At 67.8% G+C, this 22,064-nt stretch carries 20 protein-coding genes; 8 read left to right on the top strand and 12 right to left on the bottom strand.

All coding sequences use genetic code 11. From position 1 onward, the window contains the following. Positions 1 to 379 precede the first annotated feature (379 nt). Entirely contained in the window at positions 380 to 1,747 is a 1,368-nt protein-coding gene (locus tag BKA25_RS02790; protein WP_184285073.1) for a D-alanyl-D-alanine carboxypeptidase family protein, read from the top strand. A gap of 39 nt (positions 1,748 to 1,786) precedes the next feature. Here BKA25_RS02790 and yhjD read toward each other — a convergent pair whose 3' ends face one another. The 4 genes from yhjD to BKA25_RS02770 all read right to left on the bottom strand — a co-directional run bounded on the left by yhjD (position 1,787) and on the right by BKA25_RS02770 (position 5,841). Beyond that, positions 1,787 to 2,983 (bottom strand): inner membrane protein YhjD, encoded by a 1,197-nt coding sequence (yhjD, locus tag BKA25_RS02785; RefSeq protein WP_084643410.1) that lies wholly within the window; start codon positions 2,981 to 2,983, stop codon positions 1,787 to 1,789. Positions 2,984 to 3,081: 98 nt separating this feature from the next. After that, entirely contained in the window at positions 3,082 to 3,333 is a 252-nt protein-coding gene (locus tag BKA25_RS02780) for a hypothetical protein (protein WP_157421285.1), read from the bottom strand. 518 nt (positions 3,334 to 3,851) lie between these two features. After that, positions 3,852 to 4,496 carry an RICIN domain-containing protein gene (locus BKA25_RS02775; protein ID WP_069852369.1) on the bottom strand — a complete coding sequence of 215 codons (645 nt, stop codon included), beginning with the start codon at positions 4,494 to 4,496 and terminating at the stop codon, positions 3,852 to 3,854. A gap of 547 nt (positions 4,497 to 5,043) precedes the next feature. Beyond that, positions 5,044 to 5,841: an exodeoxyribonuclease III gene (locus BKA25_RS02770; protein ID WP_069852370.1), complete on the bottom strand. Its 798-nt coding sequence runs from the start codon at positions 5,839 to 5,841 to the stop codon at positions 5,044 to 5,046. 161 nt (positions 5,842 to 6,002) lie between these two features. Here BKA25_RS02770 and BKA25_RS02765 point away from each other — a divergent pair, with 161 nt between their 5' ends. Further along, positions 6,003 to 6,617, top strand: a complete 615-nt coding sequence (locus BKA25_RS02765) for a DUF1707 SHOCT-like domain-containing protein (RefSeq protein ID WP_069852372.1) — start codon at positions 6,003 to 6,005, stop codon at positions 6,615 to 6,617. 27 nt (positions 6,618 to 6,644) lie between these two features. On the opposite strand, the gene BKA25_RS02760 is transcribed toward BKA25_RS02765, so the two are convergent. From BKA25_RS02760 to BKA25_RS02750, 3 genes are all read right to left on the bottom strand, one after another. Then, positions 6,645 to 6,962 (bottom strand): hypothetical protein, encoded by a 318-nt coding sequence (locus BKA25_RS02760; protein ID WP_157421287.1) that lies wholly within the window; start codon positions 6,960 to 6,962, stop codon positions 6,645 to 6,647. A 202-nt stretch (positions 6,963 to 7,164) separates the two neighbouring features. Continuing rightward, positions 7,165 to 7,764 carry a hypothetical protein gene (locus BKA25_RS02755; protein WP_157421288.1) on the bottom strand — a complete coding sequence of 200 codons (600 nt, stop codon included), beginning with the start codon at positions 7,762 to 7,764 and terminating at the stop codon, positions 7,165 to 7,167. A gap of 203 nt (positions 7,765 to 7,967) precedes the next feature. Then, complete coding sequence (locus tag BKA25_RS02750) at positions 7,968 to 9,185, bottom strand: NADP-dependent isocitrate dehydrogenase (protein WP_069854099.1); 1,218 nt, start codon at positions 9,183 to 9,185, stop codon at positions 7,968 to 7,970. Positions 9,186 to 9,317: 132 nt separating this feature from the next. Between BKA25_RS02750 and BKA25_RS02745 the strand changes: the two genes are divergently transcribed. The 3 genes from BKA25_RS02745 (at position 9,318) to BKA25_RS02735 (ending at position 11,607) form a co-directional block, all read left to right on the top strand. Then, positions 9,318 to 10,136 carry a metal-dependent hydrolase gene (locus BKA25_RS02745; RefSeq protein WP_069852377.1) on the top strand — a complete coding sequence of 273 codons (819 nt, stop codon included), beginning with the start codon at positions 9,318 to 9,320 and terminating at the stop codon, positions 10,134 to 10,136. 141 nt (positions 10,137 to 10,277) lie between these two features. Beyond that, positions 10,278 to 10,703, top strand: a complete 426-nt coding sequence (locus BKA25_RS02740) for a DUF8711 family protein (protein WP_069852379.1) — start codon at positions 10,278 to 10,280, stop codon at positions 10,701 to 10,703. Between the two features lie 58 nt (positions 10,704 to 10,761). Beyond that, entirely contained in the window at positions 10,762 to 11,607 is an 846-nt protein-coding gene (locus BKA25_RS02735) for an inositol monophosphatase family protein (protein WP_236750393.1), read from the top strand. A gap of 82 nt (positions 11,608 to 11,689) precedes the next feature. On the opposite strand, the gene BKA25_RS02730 is transcribed toward BKA25_RS02735, so the two are convergent. Further along, positions 11,690 to 12,646 carry a malate dehydrogenase gene (locus BKA25_RS02730; protein ID WP_069852381.1) on the bottom strand — a complete coding sequence of 319 codons (957 nt, stop codon included), beginning with the start codon at positions 12,644 to 12,646 and terminating at the stop codon, positions 11,690 to 11,692. 592 nt (positions 12,647 to 13,238) lie between these two features. Here BKA25_RS02730 and BKA25_RS02725 point away from each other — a divergent pair. Further along, complete coding sequence (locus tag BKA25_RS02725) at positions 13,239 to 13,862, top strand: GNAT family N-acetyltransferase (RefSeq protein ID WP_157421289.1); 624 nt, start codon at positions 13,239 to 13,241, stop codon at positions 13,860 to 13,862. On the opposite strand, the gene BKA25_RS02720 is transcribed toward BKA25_RS02725, so the two are convergent. Genes BKA25_RS02720 through BKA25_RS02705 form a run of 4 tightly spaced genes read right to left on the bottom strand, consistent with a single transcriptional unit; the run spans position 13,821 to position 17,277 of the window. Beyond that, positions 13,821 to 14,114: a DUF3017 domain-containing protein gene (locus tag BKA25_RS02720; protein ID WP_069852385.1), complete on the bottom strand. Its 294-nt coding sequence runs from the start codon at positions 14,112 to 14,114 to the stop codon at positions 13,821 to 13,823. The genes BKA25_RS02725 and BKA25_RS02720 overlap by 42 nt on opposite strands. After that, positions 14,111 to 14,968: a bifunctional methylenetetrahydrofolate dehydrogenase/methenyltetrahydrofolate cyclohydrolase gene (locus tag BKA25_RS02715; protein ID WP_069852387.1), complete on the bottom strand. Its 858-nt coding sequence runs from the start codon at positions 14,966 to 14,968 to the stop codon at positions 14,111 to 14,113. The genes BKA25_RS02720 and BKA25_RS02715 overlap by 4 nt, the downstream gene beginning before the upstream one ends. A gap of 24 nt (positions 14,969 to 14,992) precedes the next feature. After that, positions 14,993 to 16,009, bottom strand: a complete 1,017-nt coding sequence (locus BKA25_RS02710) for a DMT family transporter (RefSeq protein WP_236750394.1) — start codon at positions 16,007 to 16,009, stop codon at positions 14,993 to 14,995. Continuing rightward, positions 16,006 to 17,277, bottom strand: a complete 1,272-nt coding sequence (locus tag BKA25_RS02705) for an MFS transporter (protein WP_069852389.1) — start codon at positions 17,275 to 17,277, stop codon at positions 16,006 to 16,008. The genes BKA25_RS02710 and BKA25_RS02705 overlap by 4 nt, the downstream gene beginning before the upstream one ends. A gap of 138 nt (positions 17,278 to 17,415) precedes the next feature. Here BKA25_RS02705 and BKA25_RS02700 point away from each other — a divergent pair, with 138 nt between their 5' ends. Both BKA25_RS02700 and BKA25_RS02695 read left to right on the top strand, forming a co-directional pair. Continuing rightward, entirely contained in the window at positions 17,416 to 17,904 is a 489-nt protein-coding gene (locus BKA25_RS02700) for a hypothetical protein (RefSeq protein WP_069852391.1), read from the top strand. A 62-nt stretch (positions 17,905 to 17,966) separates the two neighbouring features. Next, positions 17,967 to 22,028: a glycohydrolase toxin TNT-related protein gene (locus tag BKA25_RS02695; RefSeq protein WP_069852392.1), complete on the top strand. Its 4,062-nt coding sequence runs from the start codon at positions 17,967 to 17,969 to the stop codon at positions 22,026 to 22,028. Positions 22,029 to 22,064 lie beyond the last annotated feature (36 nt).

Genomic DNA, 22,064 nt, shown 5'->3' with positions numbered 1-22,064 from the left:
GCCCGATTCGTTCTACGAGCGCGGTAGCACGACCGTCCCCGGCATCGAATTCGTGCCTCTTGGCCACCGCGGAATCCCATCTCCTATTCTTTGCGTCGATGTCCGGTTGGCGTCCGTCGAATACGACGGCTCTGATCACCGACCACATCGAACGATCAGCGCGCAGCCTGGTTCGCCCACCGGGACACTAGGGGTGTCGCGCTCGCTTCGCCTCGTATCCAGGGCGTATATCTCGGCGTGACACCGGTTCGGTCAGTAGGCGAATCAGCCTGTCGACCCCTTGATTCCAGGTCCCGTTCCCATGCGTCTACAGAGATCTCGGAGGTTCACGGTGGTGTCGGATGATGTCGCTCGTAATGGGGTGGCTAGCCTGAGGCCCGTGTCTGTGTCGGTCCGTCGATTCACCGTCGCTCTCACCACCGCTCTGGGTGTCACCCTTTCGGGGATGGGCGTTGGTCACGCCTCGACCCCCGACCCGTGGCTCCCATTGCCGGCCCAAGTCGAGGGGCAGGACTGCCTCTACCGGGAGGCACCGCCGCCACTGGACGGGGAGACGTTCACCCCGCTGCCGGTGCCGGAGAGCGTTCCCGGCGGCGATCGGCTCGGTGAGTGTGGCGATGTGGTGCCAGAGAACGCCGCCGCGCCCCCCGCCGGGGTCAACGCCGATGCGTGGATCGTCGCCGATCTGGACACCGGCGCCGTGCTCGCCGCCCGGGATCCCCACGGCAGGCACCGGCCCGCCACCACCATCAAGGTCCTGACGGCGTTGACCGCGCTGCGTCAGCTGAACCTCGACGATCTCGTTGCCGCGACCCCGGAGGACGTGGCGCAGGTCGGCGTCAAGGTCGAGCTCGCCCCCGGTACCGAGTACACCGTTCGCCAGCTCGTCCAAGCCCTGGTGATGGGCTCCGGAAACGACGCGGCACACGCGTTGGCCCGGCATCTCGGCGGCGTCGGCGAAGCACTCGGCACGATGAACGGCGTCGCCCAGGAGATCGGTGCGCTCGACACCAGGGCGGGCACCGAGTCCGGCCTGCATCACGCCGACGCGAGCATCTCCGCCTTCGACGCCGCGCTGCTGTTCCGGACGGCCCTGCAGGAGCCCGAGTTCGCCGAGGCGGCTGGCAACACCCAGCTCGACATGCCCGGGGTGCCCGGCGGTGTCGTGACCAACAGCAGCGAACTGATGACCGGTTACGAGGGTGCGCTCGGCGGTCTCGGCGGTGCCACGGACGAATCCGGCTTCACCTTCGTCGGCGGTGCGGAGCGGGACGGGCGCAGGCTCGTGGTCGCGCTGCTGCGGGCGAGTGCCGAGCCCGGGATCGCCCAGCAGGCGGGCGCGCTGCTCGATTACGGCTTCTCCTTCGCGGGCGAGACCGATCCGGTCGGCAGCCTCGTGGTCGCAGGCGATCAGGAGGATTCCGAGGAGGAGGCCGCAGGCGAGGCCGGTGAGACCGCCGAGGGCGGCGAGGGCGGCGAGGGCGGCGATGAGGCCGGTGGCGATGAGGGCGGAGCGGACAGCGAGGACGCCGCAGCCACCCAGACCGCTTCGGGCTTCGATCCCTTCGGCACCATCGGATTGCCGCTCACCGCGCTGGCAGGCGCGGCGATCCTGTTCTTCGCATTCCTGACGCTGCGGGATCGACGGGCCCGCAAGCTAGCTGCCGCGAGGCGAGCAGCCAAGGAGCAGGAAGAGGCCCAGCGCGCCACCGAGGATTGGCTGTGGCCGCCGAACCCCCGAACCTGATCCGTACTTGACACGATGCCGAGGGCCTCGGCGTGGGGTTCACCGCCCCCGCCGAGGCCTTCTGCGTCGCAGGGTGGCCCAGCCCAAGCCGATGGTCAGCCCGGCCCCGAACAACCCGACGACCGTCCTGGTGCGCGGCCCCGTATGCACCGTGATGTTCGGCCGGATCACCACCGGGTCAGGCGCGGGAGTGGGCCGGTAGTCGCCGTTGCGCGATGAGGTGGCCGTCCATGCGGTCACCAACAGCAGGAAGCGCGACACCAGGTTCACGAACACCAGCAGACCGATCACCGATCCGAAGGCCACGCCTGCGGGCGAGTTGCTGATCACGTTGAGATAGAGCGCGGCCGCGCGTTTGAGGATCTCGAAGCCGATCGCGGCGACCAGGGCACCGCGCAGCGCGCTGCGCAACGGGACCTTCCTGCGCGGAAGGCGTGCCAACACCCAGAGGAAGACCAACCAGTTCGACAGCAGGGCCAGTCCCAGGGTGCCGAGGAACAACAACACTGACGCCAGTGGCGTGCGTTCGATACCGACGAGATCCAGGATCTGATGGGTGAAACCGCTGCCCGCCGCCGTGAGACCGAAGGAGACGAGCAGGGCCAGCCCGAGGCCGACCAGCGAGACGAGATCGCTGAGCAGTTTCCGAGGCAACGAGGGTGGCTCGTCGATCTGACTCCACTGCGCGGTGATGGCGTCTCGCAGGTTCGCCATCCACCCGAGCCCGGAGTACAGGGCGGTCAGCAGACCGAGCACGCCGACGACGCGGCGTTGGTCGACGGCGCGGTCGATCGTGGTCGACACGATCTCGCCGAGTTCGGCGGGCAGCATGGACGCCACCCCGGCCTGCAGTCGGTCGAACAGTTCGGTGTCGCTGGACAGCACGAAACCGGCGAGTGCGAAGGCGACCATCAGGATGGGCACCAGTGCGAGAACGCTGAAGAAGGTGATCGCGGCGGCGTAGTGATCGCCGTGGCGTTGCTGGTACCGGCTGCCCGCCCGGACCAAGTGGTCCAGTCTGGGTTGTCGACGGCGAAGGCGCGTCAGTAACGAGTCGGAGTCCGAGGGCTTCTCGGCGACGCCGGTCCGGGTGCTGGTCTGCCGGTCATCCGGGTCGATGGCTACGTCGGCGATCTGTTCTCGGAGGCTTGCGGGCTTGCCGCGTAGGACTCCGCGACCACGGATGGTCGAGATCGCCCCGAGTCTCGGACGTCGTGCAGTGCCCCCGGATCTCATTCGATCAGTCTGACCGCACCGGAATCGAAATGCCCGACAGAGTCGGCGATCGCCTCATGTGAGGTGACTCAAGTTCCCCTGGTGAGGAGACTCGGGTGTCAGGCCTTGCGGCTGACCTTCCTGCGTCGCAGCACGCCCAGGATGAGTCCGCCGAGGCCGAGAATGACGGTGACCAGGCCCACGGGTCCGCCGTAGGCCATCCCCAGGTTCAGCGAGGCCTCGTGCACGGGAGCGTTGTTGATCTCCTCGGATCCAGTGGCCGCCCCGGCGAGGCTCGCCGTGCCCACCGTGAGGGCGAGGGTCGCAATCAGTGTCATCGCCGACCGCAACACCACACGCGCCGTGCTCACGAAGATGCCTCCTGAATACGTTGCCTCGGGTCTGCCCCGCACGGGCCTACTCCGACACGCTCAAACCCACTCGAATGGATGATCACGTCGAAACCGAGTAGGAAATCCCTACCCTCCGTGCTTCACCCGGGAACCGAACCGGGAACCCCGCAACGGCACGCGCACAGGCTAGTGGGGCGCTCGGCCGGCTACGCAGGCACCCCGACAACCGCACCATCGGTTTTACTCGCAGGGCGACCGGATTTCAGCTACTTCCCACGAAGAGTGAAGCAAATCTCGTCGTCTCGCTACGCAGCGCAACTTTCTGCGCCTAAAGAGATGCTGCTCACATCGGAGATCGGGAACCGGGCGGCGCAATCGGGGCCCGCGCCGGATCACCGTCCGGCCGTCCAGCCCGGCGGCGCTCTGGAGACGGCGACCCGAGGTCACCGGCGCCCCGTACCGAACCGACTCGAGGCGGGCCCCCGATGGGGACCCGCCTCGATTCAGCCTCGCCAGGCGGCGAGGTGCGGCACTAGCTACGCGATGTAGCTCGTCCACTGCTGGTTGGCACCGCTGTGGCAGGTCCACTGCACCAGGGCCGAACCATTCGCGGTGGAGCTGTCGGCGACATCTAGGCACTTACCAGTCCGGCGGTTCTTGTACTGGTAGAGGAAATCGCCGACCTCGATGGCCTCCCACTGCTGGTTCCAGCCGTTGTGGCAGTTGTACTGAATGACCCTCGCACCATCGGCCATGGAGTTGTCGGCCACGTCCATGCACTTACCCGTGCGCCGATTCGCGAACATATAGGACAGGTCGCCGCGAGTGGGGTCCACGGTGAGGATTCCGGCCCACTGCTGATTGTTCGAGAACGCACAGTCCCACAGAATCACTCGCGCACCGTTGGCCTGCGAGTTATCCGCGACATCGGCACAGCGATCGACATTCTGGTTGCCGGTCCACAACGAATCGGTGTGCTTGGGGTACATGGTGACCCACTCCGGGCCAGGCGCCGCGAGAACAGCCATGTCACCGGTGTCGGCCGTCTCGCCGCGCGAGACCGGCGTCCGATCGTCCGCTACCGCACCGTCCTGGGCAGCAGCGGGAACCGAGCTGATCAGCAGGACGGTCGCCGCCGCCGCGACGAGGGCTCTGACCGCGCGCTGCGCGATGTTCTTCACGAATTCACTCCTAGTGTGGCGTCGCGTCGTCGAGCCGACTGCCGCGAGAATGCTCATGCGAACCCGCAGCAGCCAGCCGTGGCGATGCGAGGCTGGGAAATACAATGAAAGATGGACTCAGACCAGCGCTATCGGCCTGCGAGGTAGTTCTACCGGACCGGGGTGACAATTCCGTGCCGGCCGGCGCCGGTCGATCCGACGAGGGGAATCCTGCCGAAGAACTAAAGCTGGGTCAACTCGGTTTAGAAGACCACCACAGACGACCAGCCTTTTACCGGGCGTCGACACAACGCAACTCCGCCAATTGGAGCATTTGCCTGCCCGGGCCAGTAATTCCATATCGAGAATTGCCGACGAATCCCGATAATTGTTCGAGAGAATCGGCCTATCCACGGGGTGGGCCATTCACCAACTGAACAATTCACGCGCTCACCCGCGCAAGGGCGACAGCTGCCCGGGTCGGGGCTCGGCGCAACGAGACCGACCCCGCTGCCGAGACGGCAGCGGGGTCGGTAGATCCAGTCGGACGGCTCCGGGCCGCCAGAGATCAGGATTCGAAGACGACGGTGACGGGCGCGTGGTCCGACCAGCGTTGGTCGTGGCTGGCCGCCCGCTCCACCACTGCGGAGACCGCCCGTTCGGCCAGTCCGGGAGTCGCGCAGGCCAGGTCGATCCGCCAGCCCGTGTCGTTGTCGAAGGCTCGGCCGCGATAAGACCACCACGAGTAGGGGCCGGGGCCCTCCGGATGCAGTGCGCGCATCACATCGACGTAGCCCGCCTCGTCGTAGACCCGGCTGAGCCAAGCCCGCTCCTCCGGGAGGAACCCAGCCTGCTTCTGGTTGGCCCGCCAATTCTTCAGGTCGACTTCGCGGTGGGCGATGTTCCAGTCACCGCAGATCAGTACCTCGCGGTCGTCCGCTGCCGCCTTGGCGCGCAGCTCGACGAGGTAGGGAAGGAACGCCGCCATGAAGCGTTCCTTCTCCTCCTGGCGTTCGGTCCCGACGTCACCGCTGGGCAGGTAGAGGCTGCCGACCACCAGGCCGGGCAGCTCGACCTCCACGTAGCGGCCCGCGCGGTCGAACTCGGCGACGCCGAAACCCACTCGGACAGCCGTCGGCTCGACTCGGCTGAGCAGCGCGACGCCTGCTCGACCCTTGAGTTCGCTGGGAGATGCGACCACATGCCAGCCCGCCGGGGCACGCAGCTCGCCAGACAACTGCTCCGGCTCGGCGCGGACCTCCTGCAGACAGACGACATCTGCCTCGGTGGCGGCCAGCCACTCGACGTAGCCCTTCTTCGCCGCGGCACGCAGGCCGTTGACATTGACGGTGGAGACGGTCAGCACAGAGCGAGACTAACCCTGACGACCGACAACGAGCACCCACCCCACCTGGTCTGCGGCGCGGATCCGGCGAGCAGACGGCGGGCTCCGATCGACGAGGCACGGCACGTCCGGTCCGACCGAAGCCGCGATGATGCAGGACCCGGCGCGCTAGGCTGATCCGCATGGCTGCGAGCGCTGGTGACGAGATCGTTCCCACCGATCCGGTCCCGATCCGGGCCTCGGATGCCGAACGGGAGACCTACGCCGCCAGGATCCAGCAGGCCTTCGCCGAGGGCCGGTTGGACATGGCCGAGCTGGACGCTCGACTGACCGGTGTCTACGCCGCCACCACCCTGACGGAGTTGGCGAGCCTCGTCCGAGATCTACCTCAGCCGAACTCGCCGACCACGTCCCAGCACCTCGCCACCGGCGCAGCGGTGGAGGCACCCGAGGAGTTGGTCTTGAAGGCGAACGCCTCGGGCATCGAACGCAAGGGTGAATGGGTGGTGCCCCGGCGGTTGGTGGCCGAGTCGAAGGTCGGCTGGGTCAAGCTCGACTTCAGTTCCGCGCTGATCCAGCATCGCGAGATCTCGGTGGAGCTGAACACGAAGTACGGGATGGCCGAACTCGTGCTGCCCGAGGGAGCCACCGCCGACGTCGATGGGCTCGAAGCCAAATACGGCCAGGTCTCGTTGCGAGTGCCCACCAGCCGGTCCGCAGGAACGCTGCATGTGTCGGTGAGTGGGAACAGCAAATACGGATCCGTGACGATCCGCTACAAACGGTGGTACGGCTAGCACCGGGCGCTTGGCGTTGCCACGCCCTCAGCGACACAACTCGCCGTCGATGTGGCGCAGGGCGTCGATTCTCGCCCAGCGGTCTCTACCCAGTTGACGGTAGCCGTCCTGCTCGACCTGGTGAGCTCCGAGCAGCATCCCCGAGGTGAGCTCGCCGATCACCGGCTGGTCGGGACCGGGGCCCGAATGCACCGGGACGCGCTCGTCGATGACCTCGAAGTCACACGGCGTGCCGAACAGCGGCGTCTTGATGGTGACATCGGCCTCGGTGGCGTCCTGCCGATCCACCAGGTACGCGATCCCGATCGCTGCGGCCACAATGATGATCAATGTCCGTTTCGGCATCTCGCCCCGCTCCCCGCTGGTGCCCTCGCCCGCTTTGCTACGGGTCCAGATATAGAGCGGGAACCGCATCGATGAGCTGCCGCAGCGCCAGATGACACCCGGGCAAGTGATGAACGGACACGTTCGGGAAACTCGATGGAACGGCGACCACGGAGCGCGACCACTTGCAGCCCCTCACGGCCGCACTCCGGTCACCGAGGGTTCAGACGAGTGCGAAGCGCTGGCGGAGGTCGTCCCTGAACCGGCCCTGCGGCAGGCCGTGCCCCTCGGCGAGCCATCCCGAGAGCACCAGGACGAACTCGTCCCGCTGTTGCAGGCCGCGCAGCCGGAAGCGTTCCTTCTCGAAGCGGCCGCGAACCACCGGGCGACCGGGGTTGCGGGTCGCCACGTGCACCGCATCGACCGCCCACCTCACGATGCCGAGGTGCCGGGCCGCGAGGAAGAGCGGGGCGGTGAGGACCAGCAACAGCCGCTCGACGAGATAGAACGGCATGATCAACAACCAGAACAGGACTCGGAGCAGGACCAGTAAGCCCTCGATGAGCTCGCAGATCCAGGCGAAGAGCACCAGGAACGGGAACAGGAAGATGAAGAACAGGACCTTGCTGACCACGTTGGCCGGTTTGCGCTCCTGCCGCTGTTGCTGTTGTCGTTGGCGACGCGCCTGACGCCGGCCGCTACGCGGACTCTCGTCATCGTCGAAGACCGTGAAGGCGAAGGTAGGACGCACCCACGGCTTCCAGCCCGCCCTCGCCGGGCGAACGAGCCATTCCCGGCCCCGAGTGTCGTTGATCCGCGCCATACCGTTCCTGATCTCCTCTAATCCGCTGCCTCCGACGAGCATCACGCCGCCGACGGGCTGCGCCCGGATCGGGCACAAGGCAATAGACGTAGCGCGGGTTCTCCCGGTGCCGTCCTCATCGCAGAATCGGTGATCGAGGGGTACGAGGAGGCCCCGACGCCGGTCGGGGCGCTCCTCGGCAGGCTGGCGATGCGGGCTGTACGTCAGCCCAGCTTCTTCGCCAGGTTCTCGTCCAGGCTCGCGAGGAACTCCTCGGTGGTCTGGAAGCCCTGGTCCTTGCCGACCAGCACGGCGAGGTCCTTGGTCATCTTGCCGCTCTCGACGGTCTCGATGACGACCCGCTCCAGGGTGTGCGCGAACTCGATGACCTCGCGGGTCTGGTCGAGCTTGCCCCGGTGCGCCAATCCTCGGCTCCAGGCGAAGATCGAGGCGATCGGGTTGGTGGAGGTCGGCTTGCCCGCCTGGTGCTGGCGGTAGTGCCGGGTGACCGTGCCGTGCGCGGCCTCGGCCTCGACCGTGCGGCCGTCCGGGGTCATCAGCACGGAGGTCATCAGGCCCAGCGAGCCGAAGCCCTGCGCCACGGTGTCGGACTGCACGTCACCGTCGTAGTTCTTGCAGGCCCAGACGTAGCCGCCCTCCCACTTGAGTGCAGAGGCCACCATGTCGTCGATGAGCCGGTGCTCGTAGGTGAGCCCCTGCTTGTCGAACTCGGCCTTGAACTCCTTCTCGAAGATCTCCTCGAACACGTCCTTGAACATGCCGTCGTAGGCCTTGAGGATGGTGTTCTTGGTCGACATGTAGACCGGGTAGCCACGCTGCAGACCGTAGGCCAGCGAGGCGCGCGCGAAGTCCTCGATCGACTTGCGGTAGTTGTACATACCGATGGCGACGCCGCCGCCCTCGGGGAACTGCGCGACCTCCAGCTCCATCGGCTCGCTGCCGTCGGCAGGCGTGTAGCTGATGGTCACGGTGCCGGGGCCGGGGACCTTGAAGTCGCTGGCCTTGTACTGGTCGCCGTGCGCGTGCCTGCCGATGATGATCGGCTTGGTCCAGCCGGGCACCAGCCGGGGGATGTTCTCGATGATGATCGGCTCACGGAAGACGACACCGCCGAGGATGTTGCGGATGGTCCCGTTCGGGCTCCGCCACATCTTCTTGAGGCCGAACTCCTCGACCCTGGCCTCGTCCGGGGTGATGGTGGCGCACTTGACGCCCACTCCGTGCTTGGCGATCGCGTTCGCCGCGTCGACGGTGATCTGGTCGTCCGTGGCGTCGCGGCTCTCGATGCCGAGGTCGTAGTACTCGAGGTCGACATCGAGATAGGGGTGGACCAGCCGGTCCTTGATGAACTGCCAGATGATCCTGGTCATCTCGTCGCCGTCGAGTTCGACGACCTTGCCCTGTACCTTGATCTTGCCCATGATCGCGGGCACTCCTCTCAGATCCGTGCGAGGACGCAAGCGGTACAAGCGTACTGGTAACTACTTGGGATCACTCACATCCCACGAAATCGCACGGTCTACCCTCCCTTCGAGTGATCTTGAGGGGGCGGAATGGCTACCGGGCCAACGCATGCAGTGAGCGGGTTAGCGGTATGGGCCGCAGTGACCGCTTTAGCCAGTGACGGAACGATCGGCCAGTTATCACCCCAGAGTTGGGTGATCGGCGCCACGCTGGCATCCGGGGCGGCCCTGCTGCCCGACATCGACCATCCCAGCTCGACTGTGTCGCGGACCTTCGGTGCGATCAGCCAAGGTCTCTCCAAGGCCGCAGTCACGTTCAGCAAGTTCATCTACCGCCTGACCAGGACGAAGAAGGACTCCGACCGCGACGGCGGCCACCGGGGCTTCACTCACACCATCGTGTTCGCACTGCTGATGGGGCTCATCGTCACCGCAGCGGTGCAGGCCTCCAACGGCACCGCCATCGCCATCGTGATGTTCTTCTACGCGGGCCTGGCCATCAGAGGCGTCATGCACAAGTGGTGCCCCAAACGGGACGCGATGCTGATCGCGGGCGCCTCGCTGGTCCTGACCGTCCTCTGCACCTGGTGGGCCTCCGGCGAACAGCACAATGCGGCGATCTTCGGCCTCGCAGTGATCGTCGGCAACATCGCGCACTTCCTCGGCGACGCCATCACCGAACAGGGCTGCTCGATGCTCTGGCCCATCCCGATCACCGGAAAGACCTGGTACCCGATCCGCCCCCCGAAGGCCATGCGGATGAGCACCGGCGGCAAGACCGAGATGAAGGTCGTCCTGCCGATCCTCACCGGAGCCGCGGTGATCTTCTCGGTGGTGGTCGCCTACCGAGTCGGCGCGGCTCCATGGCTGACCGAAATCGGCCTACTCTCCCTGGGCGCAGCCAGTTGATCGTCGAGCCCGGCGTGACAACCACCCGTCACGCTGGGCACTTATCTAAATCTTCTGGGTGATCCCCATCGATGAGATCGACTCCGTAGGATGGAGCGGTAACCCGAAGACCTTCGGAAGCCACTAGGAGCTGATCGAGAGATGGCCGTTCGACCATCCACGCTGGGCACGTTGCTCGCAGGCGCAGCGCTGTCCGTTCTGCTCGTAGGGTGCTCCGACATCCAGGAGATCGGTGCCGAGGCCGAGCAGATCGGCGCCGAACTCGACAGCGCGAGCCAGGAGTTCGACCGGGCCCAGACCTGTGCCGAGGCACTCGGCCTCGGGGATCTCAGCTTCGACGTGCCGTCCCCGGAGGAAGCCGCAGCCGCCGCTCAGGAGCGGATGACCGAACTCGAGCGGCTGGCGACCGAGACCACCGACGAGGACGTCGCCCAGGGACTGCGTGACATGGCCGCGTCCCTGGAGTCGGCAGCCAGCGCCACCGCCGAGATCACCCCGGAGGACGTCGAGTCCTGGACCCAGCAGCAGGCCGAGCAGCTCAACCAGCTGCGGGAGATCTGCACCTGAGTGCCTGTCACCGGCTAATGGAATCGACTCCGTGGGCGCTGCCGGCTACGGTGCGCAGGTGGCCGCTGACGAGCACGTTTCGACATTGATCGATTGGCCGGTGCCGGAACCGGCCCTACCCGAGGCCGTACATCCGGCGCTGGCCGACGCAGCCAGGGCCGCCTCGACCGCCTACGGGTTGGCCCGGCATCGGCATACCCGGGTCGAGCTTGCGGCCGAGGTGGCCATGGGCGCCGACGGTACTCCGACGATGCTGGTCGATCGGCTGGTGGAGGACGCCATCGCCGAGTCCGCACACCGCAACGGCGTCAACCTGTTGAGCGAGGAGACCGGGTTCGTCGACAACGGCTCGGCGATGACCCTGGTCGTCGACCCCGTCGACGGGTCGGCCAACGCCGCCTCGGGCGTCCCGTTGTCCTGTTTCGCGGGCGTGCTGGCGGTCGACGGGGTGCCGACCGAGGCGCTGACGACCTGGCTGGACACCGGACGCGCCTGGCACGCGCTGGCGGGGCAGCCGACACCGTTTCGCACCAGCGGGCGCACCGAGCTCGACGGGGCCGCGGTGAGCCTGCTCCGACCGAAGCCGAACACGGTGGAGGTCTGGCAACGGGTGGCGCTACGCGCCGGTCGGGTGCGGGTGCTGTCCACGACGTGTCTGGAGGCGGTCCTGGTCGCCGAAGGGTCGATCGACGCCTTCGCCGATGTCGGATCCCGTGCGCATCGCATCATGGACCTGGCCGCCGCGATGGTCACCGTCCCGGCAGCAGGCGGCGTGGTGCTCGACGCCCACGGAGATCCGCTGGAACTGGATCACGACCTCAACCGGCGTTGGTCGGGTGTGGTCGCCGCCAGCCGGGAACTGGCCGAGGAACTGATCGAGGAGATCGGCACGACCGCAGGCTGATCGACGCGGTCCATTCGGCCACGAGCACGACAAGGCCCGGACCGCGGGTGCGATCCGGGCCTTCGGGGTCTGCCTGCCGTCGTCAGAGGCTCTGGACGTCGGCCTGCTTGGTCCGGACCGCCTCGGCCGCCGCCTTGAGCTCGGTCAGCTCCGAGTCGGTGAGGTCGCGCTCGACGACCTTGCGGATGCCCTCCTTGCCCAGCTCGGCCGTGACGCCGAGGTAGACACCGGAGATGCCGTACTCGCCGTCGACCCAGGCGCACACGGGCAGGACGGTGCCCGCGTCCTCGTGCACGGCCTTGGCCATCCGAGCCGCGGCCGCGGACGGCGCGTAGTAGGCAGAACCGGTCTTGAGCAGCGCGACGACCTCGGCACCACCGTTGCGGGTGCGGGTCACCAGCTCATCGATCTTCTCGGCGGGCAGCACCTCGGCGAGGGGCTTGCCGTCCACCGACGACGCCGACGGCACCGGGACCATCGTGTCGCCGTGCGAGCCGAGCGTGAGGGTCGTGACGGAGGCGACCGGCACGGACAGCGCCTCGGCGACCGAGTTGGTGAAGCGGGCGGTGTCGAGGATGCCCGCCTGACCGAGAACGCGGTTCTTCGGGAAACCGGTGGCCAGCTGGGTGAGCGCGGTCATCTCGTCGAGCGGGTTGGACACCACGATGACCACGGCCTCGGGGGCGTGCTTCGCGACGTTCTCGGCGACCTGCCGGACGATCTTGGCGTTCTTCTCGATGAGGTCCATGCGGCTCATGCCCGGCTTACGGGGCAGACCGGCGGTGATGACGACGATCTCGGCACCGGCCAGCACCTCGTAGCCCGATCCGTCGAGACCGGTGGTCTTGCCGACCACGAGGGTCTCGAAGCCCTCGACCGCGCGCGACTGGTTGAGGTCGAGCGCCAGCCCCTCGGCCTTACCGTCGATGATGTCGGTCAAGACGACGGTCTCGAAGATGTCGTACTCGGCCAGCCGCTGAGCGGTGGTCGAACCGTAGAAACCGGCGCCGACTACGGCGACCTTGCCGGAACGTGCCACTGGACGGATCCTCCCTGATCAGGCGGAGAGGTCCTGGGCGCGGCGAAGGGCTCAAAGGAAGCAGGAACCTGGGGATCGCCTCTCGGCGACGGCCACGGCACCGGGACCGCTTCGTCGGGCGGATGCCCGACGCGGCGAGGCTATCAAGCCGGCCCGCCCGGCAGCCGCATCTGGTGAGCAGGCTCTCGTGGGCTCGATGATCAGCGGAGGTCCCCGTGCCGCAACTCGGCGGACACCGGCGACGATTCCGGCCGGGTCGACGCGTTCCCGTCGTGCGCAGCGGGAATCGCCGGTGGCGGAACGTGAAATAGACCGGATCGGGAGACCGGCCGCAGAACAAGGGAATCCGCTGTTGAGCTGCACTGATTCGGCAGGCGCTGGCACGGATGGCGATGGCGGGCCGGAATTCGAACGGCCCCTCGTATTACGGAACGAGGCGATCGGACTAAGGAATGCCACCTCTCCGTGACACGGAGATCACCTGAACGGCCCAGTTCGTTCCACTTGTGACTCGTCCGGATGAGGGATGCGGCTCGCAGTCACAACAGACCGAACCTGACATCCAAACGGGCGAACGTTTACCGTGTCGCGCGTGGAGACGACTCAACCGCAGCACCCCCCGAAGATGTCCATCCGGGCGATCAACCTCGCCGACGCCGAGGTCGCACAGGAAATCCTGGAACTGCAGCGCGCCGCCTACGAGGTAGAGGCCGAGCTGATCGGCTTCGAGAAGATTCCGCAGCGCACCGAGACACTGGAAGAGCTGCAGAACAGCGGCGAGAGCTTCCTCGCCCTGTTCAATGAGGACGGACTCGCCGCAGCGGTGTCCTGGACCCGTCCGTTCGACGGCACCATCGACATCTGCCGCCTCGTCGTGGCTCCGACGGCCTTCCGCCGTGGCTATGCGACCGCGTTGCTGGACACGCTGGAGGCCGTGGAACGGCCCCGCCGCACCATGATCACCGTCGCGGAGGCCAACGCGCCGGTGCACGCCTTGCTGGACGGCAAGGGGTTCAGCCCGACCCGCACCGTGGAGCACGTGCCGGGACTGCGACAGGTCTACCTCGAACGCCGCTCCGCGTGGCTCGGTTCCGACAGCCCCATCCTTCGGATGATGATGGCCGCCGCGTCTCGGGAGCAGCCCGCACCCGGAACTCCCCCGAAGCGTCGCAGGTCAGCCGAGGGGACCACCCTCGATGGTCAGCGCTACGAATAGGACCAGCGTGCCGAGCCCGCCGTAGCAGAGCATGTCCACGCCGGATCCCCTGATCTTCAGCAACCCGGCTTGGTCGTCGGACAACAGGACACGCAAACCTGCGGCGAGCACGAGGGCGAAGCCGACCAGTGCCGCGCCCTCCCGCCAGTAGCCCATGGTCACGCGAACGAAGCCGAACACCACGATCGCCAGCACCAAGAGGAAGGAGAGCTGGGAGGTGCCGACGTGATCGCGATTTCGGCTGCTGTTCACGCCGAACGCACCGCCCGCTCGGCGGCTTCGACCACATTGGTCAGCAGCATCGCCCGGGTCATCGGACCGACCCCGCCGGGCATCGGCGCCACGAAGCCCGCGATCTCGCGGGCCTGGAGCGCGACGTCTCCCACCAGGCCGTCTTCGGTGCGGGTGATGCCGACATCCAGCACGGCCGCGCCCGGCGTCAGCATGTCGGCGGTGATCAGGCCGGGCTTGCCCGCAGCGGCGACCACGATGTCGGCGCGGCGCACCTCGGCGGCCAGGTCCTTGGTCCCGGTGTGGCACAGGGTCACGGTCGCGTTCTCGCTGCGGCGGGTGAGCAGCAGGCCCAGCGGCCTGCCCACCGTGACTCCCCGACCGATCACCACGACCTTGGCGCCTGCCAGCGGCACGTCGTAGCGGCGCAGCAGCTCCACGATGCCACGCGGTGTGCAGGGCAGCGGGCCGGTCTCGCCGAGCACCAGCCTGCCCAGGTTCACCGGGTGCAGGCCGTCGGCGTCCTTGGCGGGGTCCATCCGTTCCAACAGCGCGCCGGTGTCCAGGCCCTGCGGGAGCGGGAGCTGCACGATGTAGCCGTGGCAGCTCGGGTCGGCGTTGAGTTCGTCGATGGCCGTGGCCACCTGCTCCTGGGTGGCATCCGCAGGCAGATCACGACGCAACGAGGTGATGCCCACCTTCGCGCAGTCACGGTGCTTGCCGCGCACGTATGCGGCGGATCCGGGGTCCTCGCCGACGAGCACGGTGCCGAGTCCCGGCCGTACACCCGCCTCGGCAAGGACTGCGACCCTGCTGCGTAGGTCGTCGTAGATCGCGTCTCGGGTGGCCTTGCCGTCAAGGATGGTGGCACTCACGGTGCCATCGTTGCAGATCGGCTGTCAGGCTCGCCGGCGGCCGGGCAGCAATGCGAGGACCACCGCCACCAGTGTGAGCCCGCTCCCGACGAGGGTGCTCACGGCCAGTTCGGAGCCCGCGGAGGGGACGAACACATCGAGCAGCACCGCGCCGATGAGCTGGCCTGCGATGGAACCCAGCCCCAGCAACAGCACCCCGATCCGGCGTACCACCACGGCGCCGAGCGCGATGAAGAGCACGCCGACCGCGCCACCGACGTACAGCCAGGGCTCCGTCGGCAACGCCTCGGGCGGACCGACCACCAACACCGAGATCGCGAAGGCCACCGACAGCAACACCGTGCCGACGGCGAAGTTGACCAGCGTGGCAGGCATCGCCGAGCCTGCGGCGACACTCACTCGGCCGTTGACCGCCTGTTGCCAGGCGATCCCGATTCCGGCCATGGCGGGTAGCACCGCCAATCCGAGGGTGCGCGGATCGCCGAGCTTGTCGGACACCGCAACCAACACGGCCAGCACCGCGACCACGGAACCGGCCAGCCGCAGGGCCGTCACCGGTCGGGCGCCGCCTGGGCCGATACCGAGCCGATCCACCAGCAGCCCGCTGGCCACCTGCCCGCCCACCACGGCGACGGTGAACACCGATACGCCGATCGCGGCGACGGTGATGCCCTGACTCAGCACCAGGAAGGCGCCGCAGGCCCCGCCGAGACACTGCCAGGGACGCAGCCTCGGGCCGTCCGTCGATTCCGGTGCACGCAATGCGACCACGATCCGCCGCACTCCCCGACGCGATCTCGGCAGCACGAGGACCAGCACGGCGATGATCACCAGCCCGACTCCGAAGGAGATCAACGCGGCGGTGAAGCCGCTGCCCACCCGTTGGGCCAGCTCGCCGTTGATCCGGGATTGCACGGCCACCGCGGAACCGGAGACCACGGCGGCGATCAGGGCGGGTACGGCGGCCGCCGGGTTCGCGGCGAGGCCGCTCAGGGCATCGGGCGGCACCGGCGCCGATGGCTGATTCCGCGCTTGGGTCACGACACGACATCCTCCGCCCGCTCCTGCGGCGATGCACCAGCTGCGACCGGAATCTGTAACGCGACTAACACGGCCAGGCAGCCGAAGGCCGCCGACAGCCCCGCCGCAGCGCCGAGCGAACCGACGTCGAGCATCCAGCCCACCGACGTGGCCGCCAGTGACGAGCCCGCCATGGATCCGGTGGCCATCCAGCCGAAGACCTCGGCCCGCCGACCGGTCGGCGCCAACTCGCCCAGTCTGTTGTTCATGGCGCCGAAGGCGGGCGCGATCGCGGCGCCGCCTGCGGCCAGCACGAGACCGACCAACCAGGGGTTCGGCTCCGCCCAGATCGGCGGAAGCACCGGGACCAGGAGGAGCAGGCCCGCGGTCACCGCGATCAGTCGACGTACCGGGTTCGGTCTGCCGGGTAGACCACCCATGATCAGGCCGCCCGCCAGCGAACCGACCGCCCACACCGCCACCAGGACTCCCGCTAACTCCGGGGTGTCGCGTTCCCTGGCCCACGCGATGATCACGAGATCCACCGCGACCAACGCCGCGACGAGCAGCATCGACACCGTGATGGTGGGCGCCAGACCCGGCTCCCGTAGGACGAACCGACGGCGCTCGGTGGTCGGGGCCGGCCCGGTGGTCGAACCCTCCGATGACGGGGTGTCCGATTCGGACTTCGGGGTGGGCACCGGTCGCAGATCGGAGCGCATCAGTGCCAGCGCGAACCCGAGTGCGCCGAGGAAGGCGAACACGCCGCACAACACCACCGCCGCCCACGGGTCCACGACGGCGACGGTGAACGCGGCGAGCATCGGGCCCACCATGAAGAGCAGTTCGCTCAGCGTCGACTCGACCGCGTAGGTGGCGTTCCTGGCCTCGATGGGTTCCACCCTGGCCCACACCGAACGGGCGACCTGGCTGACCGGCGGCATCGACAGCCCGGTCAGCAGCGCGACCACCGGCGCGACCGGCCACAGATGGGCGGGCAGGGCCGCCAACACGCACAGACCACCGCCGTAGCAGGCCCCGGTGAGGATCAGCAGCTTCGGCACGGAGCTGCGGTCGGCCGCGCGACCCCGCAGCGGGCCCGCGATGCCGGTACCGATCGTGAGCGCGGCGGCCACCAAACCGGCCCGGGTATAGGAACCCGTCCAATCGGTCACCAGAAAGGTGAGCGCCAACGCTGTTGCGGTTGTGTGAAGTCGACCAAGCAACGACCACAACAAGAGAGTGGGAAGGCGGCCGACAGCGGCCAGCAGACGGTACGGAGCCAACACCTGCCGAGTCTCGCAGGACCCGCGACAACTATCGATCGATTAATTCGACGAATCACGTTCGCGTCCGGGGCGGCTATGACAACCAACACGTAGGCTCGATCACGGCCGACCACTACTCCGGCGTCGAGGAGGGTCAGCATGACGGAACACAACGGCGGAGAACCGTTGGTAACCAACGAACAACGAGAGATCATCCGAGAGATCGAGCGGTCGCTTCGCGCATCGGCACCACCCGACTGGCTCGAGATCTCACTCCACTACCGTGCCACCGTGGAGATCGGCGAGGTCGATCTGCACGCTTCGACCACGAGCGGCGAGATCACCCATTGGGACCATCCGATCGAGTGCACGATGCTGCTCGATCACCTACGGGAGGAGATGAGGCGGGCAAAGGAAGGCACTTGGTTCACTGCAAGTTGTGTGATCAACCGATCAGGTAATTGCACAATGGACTTTGATTACAATTCCGAACCTTCCTGGCACACCCCCATCCCTCCTTCGGCTTATCTCAGTGATCTACAGCGGTTTCCCCGTTCCGAAGAACACACGCCACCCTGGCTCCGTGAGCAGCGTGACACCGCCAGTAGTCAGCGAGTTCCACATCTTCACGACTTCTCCACCGCGTAGTGTCTCGTTGCGGATTTCCGCCCCGTCCCCACGATCCAACGTCCGTCAGAGAGGATGTGGTCATGTCCCGTCCGACGGCGAACAGTCAGGAAGATCAGGCAGTGCTCGCTCGCGACATCGGCATGGCGTTGTTGCAAGCCGCCCCGCCGGGGTGGCAGCAGATCCGCGTGGAGTACCGCGCCATGGGCAGTGTCACCGACGCGGTGGGCAAGGTGATCAATGAGGACGGTTCGACTGCCTCATGGGAGCCCCCCGCCGACTGTGGACCGCTGTTCGAGCGACTGCGCCAGAACATGTACGAGCCCGAGAAGGGCACCTGGCTCTCCGCGCTGTACGTGGTCGAGCGACCGTCCAATTACCGCATCGACGTCAACGTCGACAAGAAGGTGCCGTGGGACCCGCCGCTGCCGCCGAACGCCTTCCACGAAGAGCTGAATCGGTATCCCCGGGAGGACTCGGCCATCCCGCCGTGGTTCTGGCGCGGCCTCGGTAGGCCGGATCGCACCCAGCCCCCCAGCGAGTTCGACGAGCACGCCGGTTCGTTCCCGGAGGACCAGTTCGCCGAGACGCCGCGCCCCGATCCCTCGATCAGGCGGCCCGGACCGGACCATGACGACGCACACACCGACTACCTGCCGGAGATGCCCGCGGACGGGCCCCCTCCCGGACTGAACAACCCTGGATTCCCGGGCGCAGGCGCCTACGAGCGCAACGGCGCCGCTCCCGCCGGGCACGAGACGCCCGGTTACGAGGCTGCCGGGGACGACAACGCGGACTTCCGATCGACCGCCCAGTCGCACGAGGACTCCTTCCAGGGCGACGATGCGGAGTCCTTCCCGACCCAGCAGTACCCGGCGCAGTCGTTCGACGACGACTTCCCCGACAAGAACGAGAGCTACCTCGAAGAGGGCGACTACGAGTACGCCGAGGACGAGGACCAGCCCGCCGCACCGGATTTCCAACTCGCCAGGGTCTTCGACGGTACAAGGGAGGACGGCAGGCCGCTGATCAACCGCGCGCCGGTCGACCCGGCCGAACGGGAGCAGCTCGTCGGCTACCTGCGCTCCGCGCCCGTCGTACTGTCCTCGTCGGGACTGGCACCCGATCCGTTCGCGGGCGACAACCGGCCCTCGGTGCCGATCAGCTGGCACACCGACGGCTTCTGGATCTGGCCTGCCGCGGTCGGCTATCACCTGGCCCGGCACGGCGTTCCGCCGCTGCCCGAACTGGTCGAGCACATCAGAGACCAGGAATTCCGGCTGCCCAGCGTCCATCAGGAGACCCGCGACGCAGCCACCGAGCTGCTGTACGAGGTGCTCCCGGACCCTCGGGACGAACGGCATAGCGAACAGGCCCGCCAGGCCGCTGCGGCCGAACAGGCCGCCAACTACCCCGCCGAGCAACACGACGACCCCTACGACTCGCTCGCCAACGATGTGACGGGCATCCTGCCCGCCGCGATTCCCGCCGATGAGCCTGCGGCGCAGGAACCGATCCAGTCCCACGAGCGCGACCGGCGTGGGGACGATCCTCGGCACGGGGATCCGCGTGGCCACGGCGAGCAGAACACGGGCGCCGATCGGCCGGAGCACTCCGACCAGGCAGCCGGTCAGTACTACGACGAGGGCTACGGCGAACAGCCCGGTTACCAGGAGGACGCGGGCACCGAGCAGCACGGCCTCGGCGCCGATCCGCACGGTTTCCTGGCCGCCGAGGACGCTTACCCCCGCGACGATTTCGCGCGTCAGGAGCAGCCGCAGGCCCACGAGGACCTCGACCGTCGGGATCGCGGCGCCGCAGGCCAGTACGCCGACTATCAGCGCGCCGATGCGAACCCGGCGGACGTCGCGTCGAACATCGGGCCGGCCGACGACTTCGACGACTACGCCGCCGAGCAGTCGGCTGCCGATCTCGACGACGTCGCGGAGGCCACCGAGGAGGTCGATCAGGCCAGCCTCGATCAGCTTCGCGACCGGCTCGCCGATCTCGAGGTCGCCGAGTCCGCCTACCGGATCGGCGGCACCGAGGACGACGTGTGGTGTCTGCTGCGCGAAGGCCGGACCTGGTCGGTGTTCTGGTCCGAGCACGGCGAACGCTACGACGAGATCCGCTTCGACCAGTCCAATCAGGCGTGCGCCTACCTGCTGGGTGCGCTGCTGATGATGCATCCCTCGGAGGGCTCCTACACCTCGGGCGAGAATGCGGTGGCACCGGCGCCGATGGGCGTCCGCTCGGAGGTGGCCGAGCCCGCCTTCACGGAGCACCCCGTGGCGGAGGACGAACTCGCAATCGAGGACGAGCCCGCCTACCAGGAGCCGGAGCCGGTCGCGAGCGCCTCGGTCATCCGTCCGCCCAGGGCGATGAACGAGGACGAGGTGGCCGACCTCTTCCGCAACGGCGGACTGGTCCTCCCGCCGTCCCGGCCGTACTCCGAGGAGGAGACCCGGGGCTACACCGGGGAATCCGTCGGCTTCGAGGCCCCGACGGCGCTCGACACTCCGGCCGAACCGGAACCGGCGGCGACGTCGTACGAGCCTGCGGCGCAGTACGAGCAGGCACAGTACGAACCGGCACAGCACGAGTCCGCCGCCGAGGTGCGCTACGACACCGAGGTGGCGACCGGCAGCTACGACGGCAGGCAGTCCTACGAGTCGGAACCCGCTGCCGCCGCCCCGACTCGGTCGCCGGGTCGAGCCGCTCGCAGGCGGGCGGCGGAACAGCCGAGCGACTACGAGTCCTACGAACAGGAACTCGCCGTCGATGCGGGCGCCGAGGCCGATCGGGTCGATTCCGCCGATGCGACCGGCTACTCGCTGCCGTCCTCGGGGCGCTACGGCGACGACGTCGCAGGCAGCAGGCAGCCGACCTCGGACCGGTCACGGCCGGACCAGATCGACCACGCACGCAGGTCGGACGCGGAGTACGCAGGCCAGGACGAGTCGGAGTTCGGTCGCAGATCGGCCACCGACTTCTCGCGGCCGAGCGTGATCGATCACCGCAGGCCGGAGGTCGAGTACGCCAGGCAGGGCGCATCCGACCACGCCGGTACGGCTACCGACTACTCGGGCGGATCGGACTCCTCGGGTCGCGATTACGACACCCACCGCATGAGCGCGGTCGAGGTCGGCGACGAGCTCGACGACCGGGTCGAGGAGCGCGGTTTCACCGAGACCGAGTCCTACCAGCCGGAGTCCTACCATTCCGGTCCCGATCAGCAGGAGCGGTACCGCGACGACGAGTACCAGTCCAGCGGCGGCTACGGCGGCTCGTTCGGTGGCGACACCTACCGCGATGACGTGGTGGGCACCGAGCCCGCAGGTGTGAACTCGACCGGCCTCGATCAGCAATACGATCGGGACCGGTACCAGGGCGACACCTACGACGATGGGCAGTACCAGGAAGGCCGGTATCAGGACGACCGGTACCAGGACCAGCTCGCCGATGGCCGGTACGACGACGACCCGGAGCCGCAGGCCGAGCCCGAGGTACCGGCCCGACCGGCGGGCAGGCGCGGCGCCACCGATTTCGAGAGCCGGGCGGGCACCGGCTACGAGAGTCAGTCCGGGGACTACGAGAACCATCGTGGGGAGGACTACGAGCCGAGGGCGGCAGGCGGCAGGCGAGCGGCCCCAGAACCCCAGGCCGCGCCGGAGAACTACGAGCTCGCCCCTGATCTGGGCACCTCGGCTCGACGGCAGAGCAGCGGCCAGCAGCAGGCCGGTCGGCAGCAGGCTGCCCCGGCCCGACCACAGCAGGCCACCGAGCAGCAGAGCATGGTGCGTCCGTTGGCGGGCGAGCCACCGCTCACGCTGTTCCGGGAACGCCGACTGGTCATGCTGCAGGCGGGCACCGAGGTGGACCGCTTCGGCGAGCCCACCGGCAACGTCACCTACGCGGCGGGCACGCCCTACAGCCGCCGGTCGCTGCCACCGCAGTGGATCAAGCGCAGCTACCACACCTACCGGTTGCTGCGGCCGCTTCAGGTGCTCACCGGCATCGCGGTGCCGTGGTTCGAGCAGCCCGGCGGCGGCGTCTCCTATGTGCTGCCCCGTTCGATCAACGATCTGATCGAGGACAGCGCGCTGGCCGAGGTGACCGACGTCGAGCCGCCCGGTATGGAATGACCCACCCGGGTTGGTCCCTCGGAGCCTGCTCGGTTC

The sequence above is a fragment of the Actinoalloteichus hymeniacidonis genome, from assembly GCF_014203365.1.
Classification (GTDB): domain Bacteria; phylum Actinomycetota; class Actinomycetes; order Mycobacteriales; family Pseudonocardiaceae; genus Actinoalloteichus_A; species Actinoalloteichus_A hymeniacidonis.
This window is presented reverse-complemented; position numbering and strand designations above follow the sequence as displayed.

Coding starts and splice junctions, on each gene's coding strand:
- yhjD (WP_084643410.1), bottom strand. CDS start 2,983: ATGAGATCCGGGGGCACTGCACGACGTCCGAGACTCGGGGCGATCTCG.
- BKA25_RS02765 (WP_069852372.1), top strand. CDS start 6,003: ATGGCTGCGAGCGCTGGTGACGAGATCGTTCCCACCGATCCGGTCCCG.
- BKA25_RS02760 (WP_157421287.1), bottom strand. CDS start 6,962: ATGCCGAAACGGACATTGATCATCATTGTGGCCGCAGCGATCGGGATC.
- BKA25_RS02755 (WP_157421288.1), bottom strand. CDS start 7,764: ATGGCGCGGATCAACGACACTCGGGGCCGGGAATGGCTCGTTCGCCCG.
- BKA25_RS02750 (WP_069854099.1), bottom strand. CDS start 9,185: ATGGGCAAGATCAAGGTACAGGGCAAGGTCGTCGAACTCGACGGCGAC.
- BKA25_RS02745 (WP_069852377.1), top strand. CDS start 9,318: ATGGCTACCGGGCCAACGCATGCAGTGAGCGGGTTAGCGGTATGGGCC.
- BKA25_RS02740 (WP_069852379.1), top strand. CDS start 10,278: ATGGCCGTTCGACCATCCACGCTGGGCACGTTGCTCGCAGGCGCAGCG.
- BKA25_RS02700 (WP_069852391.1), top strand. CDS start 17,416: ATGACGGAACACAACGGCGGAGAACCGTTGGTAACCAACGAACAACGA.
- BKA25_RS02695 (WP_069852392.1), top strand. CDS start 17,967: ATGTCCCGTCCGACGGCGAACAGTCAGGAAGATCAGGCAGTGCTCGCT.